Genomic DNA, 18,310 nt, shown 5'->3' with positions numbered 1-18,310 from the left:
GTGAACACAAATCTGAAGGAAGCCAGCGGCAAAAGTTCGAGCCTACGAACAGAAACTGCATATCAGGCGGGATAGTATGGGTGATGCTGCAAAAGAAGCAAAAGCCCGACACTGTACAGGATACTATAACGTAAATGCAGAGGCTACATGAACGGAAAGCGGACACACTTACCCTGGGAGGTCTGCGTAACGACGAGTTCGTAAAGCGCAGAAGTCAGCAAACGTCATATTAGTTCCGAAACGAGCTCCGCAAAGCGGAGAGGTCTCACAAAAGGATGAAGGACTGCATGTTAGAATTGGCCAAGACGCTGATGGCTCTGTGTCGTCACCGCTAACAACGGAACCCCATAAGCGAACTGCCTGCAGGAGGATAGGCCGGAAGCCGAAAGTAAAGTGCAGGAGGAGTTGAGGTGCGACATGCGAACAAGGCGGCTGTAAGCCGGAAACAAATGTTTTTTTTTTAAAAGAAGTATGCTCGAAGAAATACTTGATTACAGGAACATCAGCAAAGCGCTGAAACAGGTAATGAGCAATAAAGGCGCTGGTGGGGTTGACGGTATGCAGACCGATGAACTTCGCGACTACCTGAACGAGCACTGGCGTCCGCTCAAAACAAGTATTTTAGAGGGCAGTTATCAACCAAGCCCGGTACGGAAAGTAGAAATCCCCAAGCCCACAGGCGGTCGCCGGATGTTAGGCATACCAACCGTAATCGACAGGCTCCTTCAACAAGCCATCAGTCAATGGCTAAGTCCGCAATACGAACCGGAGTTTTCCAAAACAAGTTACGGTTTCAGGCCAGGCAAGAACGCCCGTCAGGCGGTCATGCAGGCCCAGGAGTACCTCAATGAAGGTAAAACAAGGATAGTAGAGTTGGACTTGGAAAAGTTCTTCGACCGTGTCAACCACGACAAACTCATGGGATCGCTATCAAGAAAGGTAAAAGATAAACGCATCCTTGCGTTGATCGGCAGCTATCTGCGCAGCGGTATTATGGAAGGCGGGGTTTCAAGCGTCCGATTGGAAGGCACCCCACAGGGTTCACCGCTTAGCCCTCTACTTTCCAACATTATGTTAGATGAACTGGACAGAGAACTTATACGGCGCGGGCACAGCTTTGTGAGGTACGCCGACGATTGCAGCATCTACCTTAAGAACTGGAAATCAGCTCATAGGGTAGAAGGCAGTATTATCCGGTACGTAGAAAAGGAGCTTAAGCTAAAAGTGAACAGGACAAAGACGAAAGTCAGCGCCCCGGCGAAAAGCACGCTTTTAGGCTTCTCTTTCTATCGCAGCAAAGGAAAATGGGAGATACGGCTATCGAATCTGACGGTAAAACGGATTCAAGGTAAGATTCGCCGGCATACGGAGCGGAAGCACCCGAACCCAATAGCCGAAAAGATAAGAGAATTGGAGACGGTCATCATGGGCTGGATAAATTATTTTTGGATAGCCACGGCAAAATCGCAGATGCGAATGTTGGATGAACTGGTACGAACCCGTTTACGGATATGCCAATGGAAACAATGGAAGCTACCAAAAGCAAGGGTGAAGCGGCTAATAAAGCTGGGCGTTAAGAAAAGGAAAGCTTATGAGTGGGGAAATAGCAGTAAGGGATACTGTCGGGTAGCCCACAGCCCCATACTGCAAACCACGCTTAACAATCTGTACTTTAATAACTTAGGATACACAGGGTTCGAGAACAGATACTTTTGGAAAACTAAACACCAGTTATCTATATTCTGACAAACCGCCGTATACCAGACCGGTACGTACGGTGGTGTGAGCGGACGGTAAGGGAGAATTTCACTCCCTTACTTCCTACTCGATTTGAGGGTAGGAGGATGAGGAGAACATAAAAATGACATTGAATGATGGTCCTGTTAAAAAAATATGCGAAAATCAACATTTGGCTAATTAACTGTAACATTCGCAAAAAAACATCGTCTCTTAAGTTAAAACCTACTGCTATGAAATTTTTTACCATACTGGCCGTTACCGGCGGATTGTTTTTTACGTCGCTCCAGATAGAAAAGACTAACATTGCGGGCGTTAAACACAAAAACAAATGCTGCATGAACGCCAAAAAATCAAAATGCCCGCTTGCATGCAAACGGGCAAAATCGGTTAAATTGAACAGTTAAAACGATACAGGGTTTCATCCCCTCAAAAGGCGCCCGGCGATTAAAGGGGAATCTGTTGCCGGCGCCTTTGCAGTGTTTATTAATTCAATTCAAATTTTAATAATTCAGCATCTCCTGCTTTTAACAAAACGCTTTTTGGGTTTACGTTAGTGCCTTGCAGTAACGATTTCGCATTTGCTGCTTTTCCGGCCTCCATACCAATCCTTTTCGGGTCGATAGTATAAACTTTATCAGTTTCACCATAATTAAACAGGGCCAGATAAATGCTGTTGCCAATTTTTTGCGTAAACTGTTCGGCTGTACCTGTTTCGGTGTTACCTTCAACCGGCCAGAAAGCTTTTCCATTTTGGACAATTTTCAAAATCTCAGGATTCTGGTACATAGCTTTTGCTCTGTCACTCCATTGCCCATGTGTCGAAAAATCATCACCGGTTATGAACGTGCCGGTAACAACTGCCGAGAGCATCCTTGCCCTGTTTGCGTCCTCGCTTTCGGTTGAAAGTACAACATGGTCGGCATCAATGTAATTATACAGGTAAGTTTGCCACCAGCCGTAATTTACGCTGTTGAGGGTATAGCGGGTATCTTTTACAGTTTTAAAAGCATCGCATGCAATGCGCCTCATATGCGCGTAACGCCCGGTTGCGAGGCTGGGGGAGATGGCTGCATAAACCAGCATCTGATCACCCAACTGATCAATCAGGTGTTCCATGCCCTTTTTATAAGCCTGCATACCGGTGGTGATTTTGGGATCATAAAAATGGCTTGATTCGGCTGCCGCATGACCTAAAAAGTCAATCTTGATCATTTTAAAACCACAGGCTTTTAGTTTGCCAATTACATAGTCGATATGTTGCAAGGTACCCGGATGGGTTGGATCGGTTGCACGGGCACCGTCGATGTCGTGATAGCTGTCGGCAACTTTTGTCCATGTTTCGCCATAGGTATAGTTACTGCCTAAAACTTTGCGGTCCGGGCCACCTTTCCAGCCCCAGTCGGTAAATGGGGCCCAATACACACCAGGTTGTAAGCCTTTTGATTTACAGTAGTCGGCAAATGATTTCAGCTTGCCAAAGTCACCTTCCCAGCCACCGCTGATCATGTTATCCCAAAACGAATCGAGATCAATAAACGCGGTATTGCCGTTGCGAAATGCAGGGATGCTATCGGCAAAAAAGTTGGCTACTTTAATAGCTTTATCGTAGTTGAGTTTTTCCTGCATAACGCCCCAGCTGTTCCAACCAACAGGGGTAGGTTTTGTCCAGTTAAAAATGTAAGGTGGTTCGGCAATGCGGTTGGCTTTACCAAACTCTTCCATACCATTGCGCCAGTCGGCAAACCAGCCCACTAATACCTTAGGCGATTTAACGGTATTGCCGCTGATGTAACCATGGGCAATTTTATCGCGGTTTACAGCTTCCTCGATGTAACCACCCCATATTTCAAAGGTGTTGGCGCTATCTTTTTTGGCAACGGTACGCACGCCTGTTTTCCAGGTTTCATGCTCAACAGATCCAAACACCAGGCCTTTGCGGCTATCGTTATCAAAAACTGTCCCTACTTCGGCACTGGTATTGGTGAGTGGTGCTTTAAACGCTTTGGAATCATAGCTAATGAAGGTATCATTATCAAAAGGCACAAATACCGAACGGGTGTCGCCGGGTATTGCTGACATATTACCGGCTATCGGCTCCATGTAATTTGTTTTCAGGTTTTTGCCCCCAACATAAAGTTCGACAAAAAAATAGCCTTTGTGCGATGGATAAGTATAAAACACCTGCATCATGTTTGGCAAATTATTGCCGCTTAGGGTGAAAGTATGTTTTACGCCTTTGCCAAAACCATCGGTTATTAAGGCTTTAGTATAAGCAACGTTCTCGTACGCTGTTGAAGTAATAAGTTTTCCGTTGATGCCGGCTTTGCTATAGCAATTACCAAGTACAGTTTTTCCATTTTCGATAACAGAAAAAGTGCCGGTTTTTTGATCATAATTGATAGTGCCATAATTGATAGTGCCAGAGGTACCGTATGAAAACGATATATTCCCTTTCGGGGTTAGCTGGATAGTAATTATTCGGGTTGATGCCGAAACAATTGCCGGCTGCCAAACGCAAAGCAAGCCGGACAATTGCACAGCAATTATAAAACGATTAAGAAATTTTTGCATGAATTTTAGGTTATTGTCAATTTGTTATAAATAAGGCACCTCTTTCAGGGTACCTTATTTGCTTATAAGATGTTTTTAAGCTTTAACGGCCATTATGCTTTTGACCTTGCCATTAATTTTCACTTTAACCGTACGTGGAGTAGGTGAGGTTACTTTATAAGAGGTTACTTTACCGTCTTTCCATTTCATATCAACTGTGAAATTACCGCGGGCCTTAAGGCCTTTAACCTCGCCCTGTGCTTTCCATGCATCAGGGATAGAAGGAATAAAATCAATAAACCCGGCATGGCTCTGGATCAGCATTTCGGCAATACCGGCTGTTGCACCAAAGTTGCCGTCAATCTGGAACGGTGGACCGGCTGATAGCAAATTAGGATATACGCCGCCACCTGCACCGTAGTTAATATCGGTTTTGATGGTTGGCTTCATCAGTTCCTTAAACAGTTTGTAAGTGCGGTTCCCGTCATGCAAACGTGCCCACCACAATATTTTGTAGGCGATAGACCAGCTTGGGCCGTCGTCGCCACGTACTTCCAATGTTTTTTTAGCGGCTTCGGCAAGTGCGGGTGTAGCTTCTGGTGTAATCTGAGATGCCGGAAATAAACCATACAGGTGTGATACGTGGCGATGCTGCGGTTCGGTTTCTTTATAATCCTCCAGCCATTCCTGGATGCGCCCATCCTTAGATATAACACCGGGGGGCGGGAGCTTTTTCACTTTAGCAGCCAGTGTTTTGCTGAATGCCTCGTCTTTGCCCAATACTTTGCTTGCAGTTATCACGTTGTTAAACAACTCGCGGATGATCTGGTTATCGATAGTGGGGCCTACGCAGATGCTGGCGTGTGTGCCATCGGGCAGGTAAAAACTGTTTTCGGGCGATGATGAAGGCGAGGTAACCAACCAGCCTGTTTTAGCATCGCTGATCAGCATACTGTTGTAGAATTGCGCTGCGCCTTTCAATATCGGGTAAATTTGTTTCAGGTAGTTTTTGTCTCCGGTGAAATCATAGTGCTGCCACAGGTTGTCGCATAGCCAGCCCGAACCAACTTTACAAATACCCCATGAGGCGCTTTCACCTGGCTCAGTAAAGCCCCAGGGGTTGGTAATTACGTGTGCTACCCAGCCATCGGCGTTGTAATAGGCTTTAGCCGTTTTTTCGCCATGTGGTACCATGCCTTTAACCAGGTCGGCAAGGGGCAGGTTAAGTTCTGACAGGTTAGAAACTTCAACCGGCCATTGGTTCATTTCAATGTTAATATCCAGGTGATAATCGCCGTTCCAAGGGGTATGTACCTCATTAGCCCATAAGCCTTGCAGGTTTGGTGGCAACAGGCCTACACGGGTGCTACAAATGCTTAGATAGCGACCAAACTGGTAAAACAGAGCCGGCAGACTTTTATCGGCGTCAGGGTTGTTACGAAAAGCGATAAGCCTTTGATCGGTTGTTAGTTTTTCAGCTTCCGAAGTGCCAAGATCAACGTCCACCCTGTTAAATAACTTTTGGAAGTTGGCTATATGCTGCTGTTTTTCTGCGGTATAAGGCTTTTTCATAGCAGCCTTCAACGCGTCGTCCATTTTGCTGAGATATTGCGGATTCTTAAAATCTGTACCTGCCGACACATAAATGATCACCTCAGTTGCATCCTTAATAACCAGCGAAGTAGGGGTGGTGCTTAATGAGCCGCCGGTTAGTTGCGCTTTTACCCTCGCTTTGTAAGCTACACCTTTGCCATCAGTACCATTATCTAACTGACCGGTAAGATCAAGCTCATTACCCTCTGTACTGGTAACACCACGTTCTGGACGACTGATATTTATGCTCAAATTAAGCATGCCCGGCTTGCTGGCGCTTAGTTTTATTACATCAACATCATTACCAAAACTGGTAAAGTATTCGCGCTTGTAGGTAACGCCATTTACCTGGTAGGTGGTTTTAGCAAGGGCATTATTTAATGAAAGCTCGCGCTCATAGTTATCGTATTTTACATCTTTATCATCAATTCCTTTGTATTGGTAGTTCAGGTTCAAGTCGCCCAGCATCTGGAAGCAACCGAAAGGCACACCGCCCGATCCTTTGCCGGTACAAACGAACGACTTATCGATTATAGCCTGTGCTTCTACGTTTTTGCCAGCGGCAAGCAAGCTTCTTATTTCGGGCAGTTTTTTATAGGCTTCGTAGTTATTAGCATCCTGCGATGAGCCCGACCACATGGTGATATCATTCAATACTACTTTTTCGGCAGTAACACCGCCATCGGGCATCATCCCCAGGCGGCCGTTACCAAGGGCAACGGTTTCTTCCCAGCGCTGCGCAGGTTGTTTGTACCAAAGTTTTAATTGTTTTGTTTGTGCGTGAGTAAACGTTGTAATACCTGTTATCATTACAGTTATTAGCAGGGGCGTTCTTTTTAGCATGTTTATGTTAATTAGGTTTTCTGTTTTTATTTTATTTACCTGCGGTAATTACAGGGATATCTTCGGCGTTTTTGTTCAGTTCCAATACTATAACATTGCTGTTTGCATCGGGTAAGATTTGCGGCAAATCAATGATATAGCCTGAGGCATTCGGTTTATAATTTACTTTGGCTCCTCCCAGCAAATAGGCGTTAGTTATGTTAACACCCGGCAGGTTAGGCAGTGCAATTTTATCACCTTTTTTCTGAAATATATGTAAATACATCTTGTTTCCCTTGCGTGTAACAGCATAGTTATCATTAGGGGCAATGGGGCCGCCTTTAGTGTCATAAATGCTTTCCCCGTATTTTTTGAGCCAAACGCCCATTTGCTGAAGTGTTTCAACCTGGCGTGCTTCAATGCGGCCATCGGGCATTGGGCCTACGTTAAACAGCAGGTTACCATTACCGGCAGCCGTTTTTACCAGCGTTTGGATACATTCCTGCACGGTTTTCATTTTATCATTAGGTTTCCACGCCCATTGCTGGCAAATGGTGATACAGCTTTCCCATGGCTCATTCATATTCAGCTGACCGATGCGCTGCTCAGGGGTGAGATAATCACCTACTGATTGATCGTTCAGCTTTTCGCTTTCTTTGCCTAAGCGGTTGTTCACGATAACGTTTGGATCAACACTTTTGATGAATTTGTAAATTTCCTGCCCATCGGCATTGGTCCACGGTTTTTCCCAGTAGCCATCAAACCAAAGCAGGTAGGGGTGGTATTTGGTGATGAGTTCTTTCAACTCATTCTTCATTTGCGTTTTAAAAGCTATCATATCGCCCTTAACGTTCTTTGTCGAATCGTAAGGGTTGTGGATAGGATAGTTAGGGTCGTGCCAATCGAGCACAGTATGGTAGATACAAAAAAGTATGCCCTGCTTTTTGCAGGCTGCTGCCAGTTCGGCCACCATATCGCGTTTATATGGTGTTTTGCTGATGTTATAATCAGTAAAAGCGGATGGCCACAAAGCAAAGCCGTCATGGTGTTTGGCGATGATCACCAGGTATTTCATGCCTGCATCTTTGGCCGCTTTTACAATAGCATCAGCATTAAATAAAACCGGGTTAAACTCTTTGTACAGGTTATCATAGTCATCCTGCGCTACTTCTTTGTTGCGGCTCCAGCCAATTTCGGTACCGCGTAAGGTTACCGGTCCGAAGTGTATAAACATGCCGAAGCGTTTGGTCATGAAATCGTCCAAAACCGCTTTGGGTGTTTTCACTGTAACAGCCTGCTGAGCAAAGCTGAGTTTGATTATAGAAAACAGGTACAGGAGAATAATTGCCGGTTTTTTCATTGCTGAATTTTTGGGGTGAACATTATAGAGGTCTTCGTCTTTATGCTTTTTAAAATATGACCAGGCTGCAAGTCAGCCCGGTCATTGGGGTGTTATTATAGTAGTGCGTTATTCCAGAAGGTAAGCTCGCTCATATTGGTGTAGTTACCCTCGTTGTTCGAATTGTGTTTGATCCTGATGCGGATGTAACGTACCGCCGGAGGATTAGGATCAAAGTTTACCTTTAATGGCGCGCTGCCGTCGTCGGTCCTTTTAATCTCTTTAAGCAGTTTCCAGCCTTTGGAAATAGCTTCGGCAGTCCAGCCAGCATCATTAGCTTTCAGGGTAGTAGCAGCATTGGTAATATCCGCAATGCCCCATACTTCAAAATCATCGGGGTTGTGGCAGCAGTTACGGCCTGTTTCCTCAATGGCTACAAGGCCTTTGTAAACAGCTCCCATATCAAAGGTGATCACTACCGGCAACGGGCCATTTCCGTCACTATGGAAAATGTTAGGGAAGCCCTGCGGCCCTGTACTGCCATCCCAAAGCCTGTCAATGTCGGTATCTCCTTCATAAGGTTTGGCGTCATTGGCTAAATAAACCTTTTTGAATAGTTTTTTATCACAAACAGCAACAGAATTAATGGTTGGGAAATCCTCATAATTAGCTACATAAAAAGTGTCGAGGGCATTTACCGTTGGTTTAAAGGCCGAGAGGAACTGGATCTTGGTATCTGCCTTATAATCTGCCAGGGTAACCGACATGCTATCGGCACTAAGTTTCCCAAAGCTTTCCTTACCGGCTTTGTTGGTGTATTTTATATTAGTAAATACGTTGTGCGTACTGGTGTCTTCCTTTAAAAAATTAAGGGTAAGCTTGCCATCGGCACTTATGCCGTATGGATTGGTAACATCATAACCCCTGTTTGAAAGGCCCGACTGATAAATTGGCCCGTAAACCCTGACGTTATTGATATCAAGCGGAATAGAACGGTTGCCTTTTGCATCGTACGAGAAAACGGTGAACGAATAAATATACTCGTTAAGGTTTGGTACAACAACCGTTAAACTATCCGACGGATTGTGGTTGGTAGAATTGTAAATTATTGAATCGGCTTTATTATTCCAGTACACTACGTAGCGCGTTATGCTGGGGTCTGTACTGGGGTTCCAGGTAAGGGCCGCGCGCAGGTTTCCGGGACGCGAGTGTGCGTTGGCCACTGTGCCCGGATATTTAACTTCATGACCGTTTAAGTATGATTCAAACTGTGTGTCTTGCTTGCTGCAACCGTACAACAGGTATCCAAGCAAACAGAAAGCAGTTATTCTGACAATATTTTTCATGTTCGTTTAATCTAAATGAGTTAATACCTATTGTGGGTTACCATAAATTGAAAGTTCCATCATGTGGGCAAAGTCACCGTTTGACCATGTGTCATGCACCATAAAGCGGACGTATTTAATAGGCGTTGAACCCGGCGGGATATTAAAGTTTACTCCCGCGGCAACAAAAGCAGCGTCGGCAGCATTGGTAAAGCCCGGTGTAAGGCCCGATGGCGGGTTAGGATAATGGTAGTTGCCGATATTAACCCAATCGCCTACTATTGTTCCTACAGGGGCATAATCAGGCAGTCTTACATCCTGCGGAGCATTTACGTTTGATCCCCAGATACTGAAATCTTTAGGGTTACCATGTGCATAAGCATATTGATCGGGCCTTTCCCATAAAACAAAACGGCTTAATTGTGCCGATACGCCAAGACTAAAGGTAACCTGTATTGGCGCCGGTGCTCCGGGGGCTGTGTGCCAGCCATTTGAGTATCCATCAGTTTTGTTATCCCATAGGTAAGGCACTTCCCAGCCATAAGCTGTAGGGCTATCGGTAGGGGTTTTGTATACCGAAAACTTGCTCTTATCAAGTATCGTTTCAAATATCGGGGTGATGTTTACAATGGTAGTATCAGAGATATTGCCAAATTTATCAGTTACATATACACCAAATTTTTGTGATACTGCCGGATAGCCTCTTATAGAGTAATTAATGGTATCAACCTTGGTATAATGCTGATCAACAACCTCTAATGCCTGGGTTGATTTATCAAAGGCCAATAAAATTACGCCAATATCCTTTTGATCGGGGTTCATGGCTTTGATATTTACACCGCCAAAATCAGATGTGATAGTTAATGTTGGTTTGATGAGCTTGTAAAAGGGAGTATCAGGATGCACTTTAACTACCAGCGGATCTGATTTCACGTTAGCCCGGCTTACCGAATAAAGCGTTACCTCGTACTCCTGGCTTTTTGCAAAACCGTCAACAGTAACTGTATCCGAATAATAACTTGATTTGGTTTGACGCGTGGTTTTATCGTTGATACGATACTCAGCCTGCACATATAGCAAGTTATCGGAGTTTGGCAGATCATAGGTGATATAAGCACCGCCGTTGAAGTTTTTAACTTTTATGTTGGTAACCACGGCAGGCTTGCTCATATCGGTCGAAACCTCTTTAACGTACCCGTCGTTCTTTTTGCATGAATTTAAGCACGCCATAAACAACGCGACTGAAAGCACCAGCGCTGTTACCGAATAATTTTTAATGCGTTTCATAATTCTTATCTATGTTGAATTAATTCATTTTTATTTGATGGAGACGCTTACCAATAGGTAGTTTGTACCAGGTTGTTGTTAACTATCAGGTCATTGTCTTTTATAGGCCAGAAGTAATTTTTTAACCCGAAAACCGGCGTTAACACGGTATGCAGTCTGTAGTAGTTACCTGCTTCGGCCTCGTAAATATTCCAGCCCTGTAGGGGTACGCTCAATACGCTTTGGATCTCTTTCCAGCGGCGAAGGTCCCATCCACTTTGTGCCTCAAAACAAAGCTCAATGCGGCGCTCGCGGTGTATGATGTCACGTAAACCTTCTTTAGTTGTTGGTTTGCCGGGATTTTTTGAATAGGCTGACCATGATTCCAACACACCTTTTAAACCCGCCCTTGTTCTTACTTTGTCAATGTAATTGTATACATCAGCAGTTGGACCGTTTGCCTCATTCAGGGTTTCGGCATATAAAAGGTATAAACCGGCAAGCCTCATTAATGGCAGGTGATACTCAATAGGCTGAAAGCCATCATCATAAACTGAAAGATAATTAGCCAGTTTTTTTGGCCAGTAACCGGTGATGTTAAGGGTATTCAGGTCTTTAGGGCCTGCCAATGAGCCTGAGCCGCGGGCTTCAACGTGGTAGGCCTGGTCCTGGTTGTAAATGCCGTTACCATACCAGATACTGCCATCAAACGCAATGTTGGCATAAAAGCGGCTTTCGCGGCCGTAGTGTTCATTGACAGTAGTATAACCCTGGGCTATATAATATTTATCGGCGTCGCCGGCTGTTTTCAAGGCGAAACGGTTTGTATAATCAAAATCTTTATCCTCGGTTAACGGAACACCGTTGGCTGTGTAAAATAGTTCCTGCGTTGAAATAGGAACAGCGAACGTTGACGGGTTTGAGAAGATATTGACCGCCGATTTTGGGGTTAACCTTGGCGTTGCATAACCCTGGCATGGGAAGGTTGGGTTTAATGCCCAGATCAGCTCGGGGTTAACATCCCATTTTTCGGTAACTGCGTTTTGAATGGTCAGCTCATTACGTAACTGATCTGAAAGGGCACCTACAGTTGGCGGTGACACAAATGTGTATAACTTAAGCCCGTTAGCTTCACAGGCGTCAACGGCAGCCTTACATGCATCGGCAGCCCGTTTCCATTTCTGCGGATCGGCAGTGCTTGAAAATAAAGGCTGGCCATCTTTATTCTTCATGCTGGCATAATCAGGGTTACCATTAAATAATGGACTTGCCTGTGTTGCCAATATTTCAGCTTTGATTGATAATGCAGTTAACTGGGTGATACGGCCAAGCTCTTTTGCCTGGTTGGTGATAACCGGAGGCAGATCAGGAATTGCCTGGTCAAGCAGTTGTACGCAGTAGTTAAATACCGAATCAACAGGCGAGCGCTTTACAAGTACTTCTTCGGTACTGGCTGTGATATCGATATTGGTTTTTACCAGTGGTACCGGTCCATACAAACGGCACAGATAATAATGGTAATATGCTTTTAGGAATTTTACTTCTGCTATCCACCTTGCTTTTTCGGCTGGTGAAAGATCAACAGGTTTGTCAATGTTTTCAAGCATGATATTGCACCGCCTAAGCGAACGGAATAAAGCCTGTCCGCCATTTTGACCATCCCACCAGTTTATGCCCGGACTGCTGCTGTTTTGCGTACCGCGGATAAGGTTAAAGCCAAATTCGCTAAGCGGATGATTTGTGAGATTGTTTGGATAAATAATCTCTGATGATGTGGTGAAGCCGATATTTGATGTAGGGTCAGAAAACTGCTGTAAGGTTGCATAACAGGTAAACAGGTAGTTTTCGGCCTCGTTACGGTTTCTGAATGCGTACTCAAGCGTACCGGTATTATCTGGCGTAACATCAAGGTATTTTTTACATGATGCGCCCGAAACCAGGAACCCTACCAGTAATAAAATTTTATAATATTGTTTCATAATACTAAGTATTGATCAGTAAAAAATTATAGGTTAACGTTTATGCCTAAGTTGAATACCTTTTGTATAGGGTAGGCAAAGCCATTACCGCCAAGTTCAGGGTCCCAAAGTTTAAAGGCGCTCCAGGTATACAGGTTGAGGCCGTTAAAGTAGATGCGGCACTTGGTTACGTTTAAGCGTTTTAAAATGGACGGTGGTAATGAGTAACCAATCTCCACCGATTTAAGCCTCAGGAAACTACCGTCACGCATCCACCAGGTACTGTTTTGGCGATTGTTTTCTATCTGGTTGCCGGTTACACCTAATCTTGGATAGGTAGCATATAAATCCTGGTTTTCCTCACTCCAGTGGCTATCGGCAAAGGCTTTGATCAGCTGGGTATTACCATATATGTACGGATCGGGGCTTTGAATGAATGGACTGGTACGGTTAGGATCAATAAAGAATGAAACGCGCGCCTGGCCCTGGAAAAAACAGGAAATATCAAAGTTTTTGATCCCGGCCGATAAGCCATAACCATACACAATTTCAGGCACTGTTGGGTAACCGATAAAAGTTTGATCGGCGCCGTCAATTTTACCGTCGCCATTTAGGTCGCGGTATTTGATATCACCGCCGCCCGGAGGGATGCCATTGGTTGAAAAAATCTGCGAAGGGGAGTTTTTCGCTTCGTTATCGTCAACAAACAAACGCTCGGCAATATAGCCGTATTGCCTGTTTATTTCCTGGCCTTTGTGGTAACGATAAGCTTCCTTATACTGAGGTTCTTCATAGTTGCCATATTTGCTGCTTGCCAGGGTAAAGTTGCCTCGGCCCTGCAGCCAAACATCTTTATTTATAGCCGCTTTATAATCCATTTGCAGGTCAATACCTTTGGTATCTGCCGTGCCAATGTTGGCAGTAACATTGGGGTTGCCGTACTGGTCAAGTGCTTCAAGGCCCAGTGTTGTTGGTAGTGAGCTACGTGTTTGAAGAATATTATAGCGGTGGTATTTATAAACCTCGGCTACTACATTGAGGTTTTTAAACATGGTGAACTCCAGGCCAAGATTTAGCTGGCGCGATGTTTCCCAGGTTACGTTAGGGTTTTCGTAGTTATTAATGTAAACACCCTCGCGCCTGTAACCGTTAAAGGTACCAAAATAGGCAGGGTTGCCGCCGTTAAGGTTAACATCTGAAAGGAAGAAGAAACGTTGTGAGCCGATGGCGTCGTTACCTACTAAACCATAGCTGGCCCTCACCTTCATGCGGGAGATAACGTCATAAAGTCCCTGTCCCCAGAATTTTTCGTCGGATACGATCCATGAACCGCCAATAGTAGGGAAGAAACCATATCTATGACTTGACGAAAAGCGCTCGGTACCGTTATAACCAAAGTTAAATTCCAGGAAGTAACGGCTTTTAAATGAATAAGTAGCCCGGCCTGCAAGGGTGAGGTTACGGTAAGGCAGCGAGTATTGCAGGGTTGGCCTGTCAAGTACCGGATCTTTAGCTGCTGAATAAACCGTTTGCTGACGCGTACCAATCAATGACGCGCTCAGGTTATGACTGCCAAACGCGTGGTTATAATCCAATACACCCTGAAAATAAATATAGGTATTCAGGTTATCGGTACTTGGATCGCGGTAATAACTTAGGTACTCGGTGGCTACGTTATTGCCGGTTGGTTGCGGGTTAAGCCAGGTTAAAGTATATTTATTGGTGGCTTTATCGTAGGTGTTTACATTATAGTAAAATGGCGAGTAACCCATTTGCGACTGAAAGTATGAATACCTGTTGGTATGGAATAAGCCGTGAAAGTTAAGTCCGTCGGTTATAAAATCCAGTTTCTGGTTTAACTCCAACTGGGCCGATAACCGTGATTCTGAATAGTTTTTATGGCCGCGCAACAATGCCGCATATGGGTTATTATACGCGATGGCGTTTGACGTTGACCCTGCATTTGCTGGCGCGGCGTTACCGAACAGGATGTGTTTAACATCGCGGTTGGCCGAATCGGCGGGGAAGTAAGCAGGGAACAATACCGGGCTGGTGTGTACGGCAACGTTATAAAGGTCGGTCGAGAATGAAGCATCGGCAGTAAGAGGGCCATTATACTCATTGAATGAACCAGCCAGCCTTACAATAAGCTCGGTACTTTTACTTAAGTTGATATTAACGTTTGAGCGCAGCTGGTAATTTTCAAACTTTACGTTGTTGTTGTTATTGTTGGCGATATCCTGCCTCAGGATGCCATGGTCAACATTATATGAGCCTGATACATAATAACGGGCTACATCACCGCCGCCGCTTACGCTCATATCTGCACGCTGCGTAGCTGTGCGTTTTTTGAAAAGCATATCCAGCCAGTCCACAGCAGGGTAAACATATTTATTGCTTCCTGCATCACCGCGAAGGGTGGCTTCGGTATTTAGTATTTTATTTTGAGAAAAGGGAAGGGGGCTTAACGGATCGCGGGTTATGGTAGCTTCGTTAAACAGCTTCATATAAGTAATAGGGTCGGCAAGCTGCAGCGTTTTGGCCGATTGGGATATGGAGTTTTCTACGCGTACATTGATCTTGGCTTTGCCAATTTTGCCTTCCTTGGTGCTTACCAAAATTACACCGTTTGCGCCGCGGGCACCATAAAGTGCAGTAGCACTTGCATCTTTCAATATCGAAAAGCTGGCGATATCGTCAACTTGCAGGCGGGCAAGGTCGGTTGTGGAAAGTTCAACGTTATCTATCAAAATAAGCGGATCTTTTTTGTAACCAAAAGTGGTTACACCGCGGATAAAGAAACTGGAATTATCCTGCCCTGGCTGGCCGCTTGGTTGAAAGGCGATGATACCTGCAACCTGTCCGGCAAGTGCATTGGTTAAGTTACTGGCGGGTATTTTCAGGTCGGCGGGTTTAACAGTGGTTACCGAACCCACTACGGCTTCCTTGCGTTCTTTTTTACCGTAAGCTAATACTACAACCTCATCGAGGCCTCGTTTTGATTCTTTAAGTATAATGTTTACTACCAGCTTGCCGGCCGAAACGGTGAAAGTTTGATCGATAAAAGTTACATACGATACTTTAAGGATAGTACCGGGCTCGGCATCTATCACAAACTTACCGTTAGCATCGGTAGTGGTACCCAGGTTTTTGCGGTTGGTAGCAACAATGTTGGCACCTGCAATTTTACCGCCCAGTGTGTCGGTCACGAGGCCGGTAATAGTTACCTTACTTTGTGCGTGGGTAAATTGTGCCGAGCAGATAAAGCTGAGCAGTAATAGCACAAAGCAATAAAAACCCGGTGCAGGCCTGTGAGACTGTCTAAGCTCCCGCCGGGTTTTGATCCGTTGGTAAAATTCTTTCATAAAAATTGGTTTGATAATGGTTCTTTGTTTTTGAGATTTGGTTGATGGGTTTATTGGTTTTTAGGCGCCGTTTAAATGCGTAAATGGTAAAAGGTTTTTCCATTGGTAAAAGGTTTGATCATTTTTTAAATATGTTAAGTTGACAATTAAAAGTTTTGAGCTGTGTTTACAGCTTATGGCTGTTTTTTAAAAAAAATCAATTGGTTAAAAAATAGATTACCTGGCACGTGTTCCCCTTGCTGTTTTTATTCTTGTCGGTTTCAATTTTCAGGCTGAGCGTGTGCGGGCCTTTTTTTAGATCGGTACTAAATGTTACATACCAGGGTAGGTAGATCCATGAACTGAATTCTGTGTACAGGTCCATTGTTTTTTCAGCGCCGCCATCAATGCTGTAGCTGATAATACCTGCCTCCGGGCCTGATACAATGGCCATTCCAATAGCGGTGCCGGTAAATGGTAGTGTTAATGATGCCCCCGGTTTTGTAGCTATAAGCATCGGTTTGTGCACAAAGCCTTCGCGAGTGCTCAGGTTATTGTTTGGCGCCCAATCGGGGTTGATGGCCCAGCCATTTAAATTTTTTGCGTTTTGAATATTGTAATAGCGGCCATTGTTCAGGTTAAGCGCATTAAGCGGTTTGGGTAATGCATTTGCTTTAATAGCAGGAGTCTGCTGTTTGTTAAAACATAAATTGAGCAGGCTTTTTATTGTGGCGAAATAAAGTTCCTGCCCGTAAATTGCAGGGTGCAGATTTTTAAAATCATATTGCCATGAAAACTCATGGTTATTAAGCTTATCTGTAACCTCTTTGGCCAGGTTAATGGATGGTAAACCATAATGCTCTGCAATTAGTTCGTGGTTTTTGATTTGCAGCGGGGTTTTGCCGTTGTTGTAATCCCTTATCTTATCCGGATCAACAAATGACATCATGACGATATCCATCAGCGGATTGGCTTTTTTTGCATGCCTTACAATTCCTTCCAGCGCCCGTACTTCGGTAAGGCTGTCCAGCCCGTTCACATTATCATTTACCGCGGCTTCAACAAACATCAAATCAACTTTGCCCGAATCAAGTACGTCCCGCTGTAAGCGGAAAGCATGCGGTACACTACCTAACGAGGGGATACCGGCCTGTATGAAATGAAAACTGGTTGAAGGAAAACGTTCGGTAAGGTAACGGCTTATCTTTTCGCGCCAGCCGTGGTTATAAGTAATTGATCCGCCTAAAAAAGCTACTGTTGCCTTTTTGCCTGCATTAAATATATTGAGGCTGTTAGTAAGGCCGTTACGGGGAACAAAATAATCGGCGTATGGCAATATCTTTTTTACAGGATAGCTATAGTCCATAATCATATCGGCCCAGTGTTCGGGATGTTCAATAGGGAAGTGGTGCCCGTTCAGTTCCTGTGGTCCGGCAGTTACCGGGTATATCATCATCGGCCCGCCTAATGCGGTATAACGTTGAGCAAGGATATTGGTGTTTTCGGCATTGGGTACCAGTTTATCATTGATACCTATGATATGCATAACCGGTACCTTGAAAGCAGCGAGGCCATCAAGGTTATCAATAGGATTGTCTTTGTAATCAAGTGCTTGTTGTTCGGTAAAGTGATACACTTGTTGCAGCTGTTTCCAAAGGCCGGTATCACCCGGGGCGCTTAGCTTACCGCCCGGCCAGCTTTGAATATTGCAAACAGGGGCTTCATTATAAATGCAACTAACTTTATCGGGGTTGCGTTTGGCCCAGCCATATACATATAAACCGCCACGGCTAACGCCTTCAAGGGCAACTTTGGCAGCGAAAGCTTGTTTAGCTGTTAAATACTGATAAAAAGCATCCCAAACCTGCAAAGCATAAGGGCTGCCATATTGATCATCAACATTCACGAAAGCTACATGAAAGCCTTTGGTCAGCAGGATGCTGTCAATATCGGTATGCCAATCAGGAAATGAAGCCCGCCACACCCAAGGGTTACCTTCAAGCGCCTTTTTAGGTTTTACATAGTAGGCCTTGTGAGTGCCTATAGCAATATTAACACGTTCAAAACCCTTCCAGCTATCATTAGCTGTATGTTGAATGGCATATACGGCTGGGGCATTGCCCGCACTCACATTTTCATGGTTTTGTGCTGAGGCAATACCGGCCGTGAACCCAAATAATAGCGTAATTAGTAAAGTTTTAATCATTCAATTTTGGATATAAAAATTCCACTTCAAAAACTTCGTCCTTTTTTGGATTGTGGTTTTTGATTAAAAAATGTTTTGTAAACTTTTAGTAGCTGGCGTTTATAATCAAGGGTAAAAATATGGAGGGTATTAGCAATAAATTGTACTTAAATTGATTTGTTTCGATA

General features: G+C 44.5%; 10 protein-coding genes. 2 read left to right on the top strand and 8 right to left on the bottom strand.

The features are described from left to right. Positions 1-471 precede the first annotated feature (471 nt). Both ltrA and MusilaSJ_RS07930 read left to right on the top strand, forming a co-directional pair. On the top strand, positions 472-1,746 hold the full coding sequence (ltrA, locus tag MusilaSJ_RS07935) for a group II intron reverse transcriptase/maturase (protein ID WP_274985539.1): 1,275 nt from the start codon (positions 472-474) through the stop codon (positions 1,744-1,746). A gap of 224 nt (positions 1,747-1,970) precedes the next feature. Continuing rightward, positions 1,971-2,144, top strand: a complete 174-nt coding sequence (locus MusilaSJ_RS07930) for a hypothetical protein (RefSeq protein ID WP_167516190.1) — start codon at positions 1,971-1,973, stop codon at positions 2,142-2,144. Positions 2,145-2,223: 79 nt separating this feature from the next. Here the strand turns inward: MusilaSJ_RS07930 and MusilaSJ_RS07925 are convergent, their stop codons facing one another. The 8 genes from MusilaSJ_RS07925 to MusilaSJ_RS07890 all read right to left on the bottom strand — a co-directional run bounded on the left by MusilaSJ_RS07925 (position 2,224) and on the right by MusilaSJ_RS07890 (position 18,143). Continuing rightward, the gene (locus tag MusilaSJ_RS07925) at positions 2,224-4,311 is read right to left on the bottom strand and encodes an alpha-amylase family protein (protein WP_274989464.1); all 2,088 of its coding nucleotides are present in this window, start codon (positions 4,309-4,311) and stop codon (positions 2,224-2,226) included. A gap of 75 nt (positions 4,312-4,386) precedes the next feature. Continuing rightward, on the bottom strand, positions 4,387-6,726 hold the full coding sequence (locus MusilaSJ_RS07920; protein ID WP_274989463.1) for a glycoside hydrolase family 95 protein: 2,340 nt from the start codon (positions 6,724-6,726) through the stop codon (positions 4,387-4,389). Positions 6,727-6,757: 31 nt separating this feature from the next. Continuing rightward, on the bottom strand, positions 6,758-8,065 hold the full coding sequence (locus tag MusilaSJ_RS07915) for an alpha-L-fucosidase (RefSeq protein ID WP_274989462.1): 1,308 nt from the start codon (positions 8,063-8,065) through the stop codon (positions 6,758-6,760). A gap of 95 nt (positions 8,066-8,160) precedes the next feature. Further along, on the bottom strand, positions 8,161-9,390 hold the full coding sequence (locus tag MusilaSJ_RS07910; protein ID WP_274989461.1) for a DUF4998 domain-containing protein: 1,230 nt from the start codon (positions 9,388-9,390) through the stop codon (positions 8,161-8,163). A gap of 27 nt (positions 9,391-9,417) precedes the next feature. Beyond that, positions 9,418-10,656 (bottom strand): DUF5000 domain-containing lipoprotein, encoded by a 1,239-nt coding sequence (locus MusilaSJ_RS07905; protein WP_274989460.1) that lies wholly within the window; start codon positions 10,654-10,656, stop codon positions 9,418-9,420. A gap of 47 nt (positions 10,657-10,703) precedes the next feature. Next, complete coding sequence (locus MusilaSJ_RS07900) at positions 10,704-12,614, bottom strand: RagB/SusD family nutrient uptake outer membrane protein (RefSeq protein WP_274989459.1); 1,911 nt, start codon at positions 12,612-12,614, stop codon at positions 10,704-10,706. A 26-nt stretch (positions 12,615-12,640) separates the two neighbouring features. Then, the gene (locus MusilaSJ_RS07895) at positions 12,641-15,958 is read right to left on the bottom strand and encodes a SusC/RagA family TonB-linked outer membrane protein (protein WP_274989458.1); all 3,318 of its coding nucleotides are present in this window, start codon (positions 15,956-15,958) and stop codon (positions 12,641-12,643) included. A 196-nt stretch (positions 15,959-16,154) separates the two neighbouring features. Then, the gene (locus tag MusilaSJ_RS07890) at positions 16,155-18,143 is read right to left on the bottom strand and encodes an SGNH/GDSL hydrolase family protein (protein WP_274989457.1); all 1,989 of its coding nucleotides are present in this window, start codon (positions 18,141-18,143) and stop codon (positions 16,155-16,157) included. Positions 18,144-18,310: the final 167 nt, after the last annotated feature.

This window comes from Mucilaginibacter sp. SJ (assembly GCF_028993635.1).
GTDB lineage: Bacteria > Bacteroidota > Bacteroidia > Sphingobacteriales > Sphingobacteriaceae > Mucilaginibacter.
The sequence above is the reverse complement of the archived record's forward strand: the minus strand, read 5'-3'. Positions and strand labels throughout refer to the sequence as shown.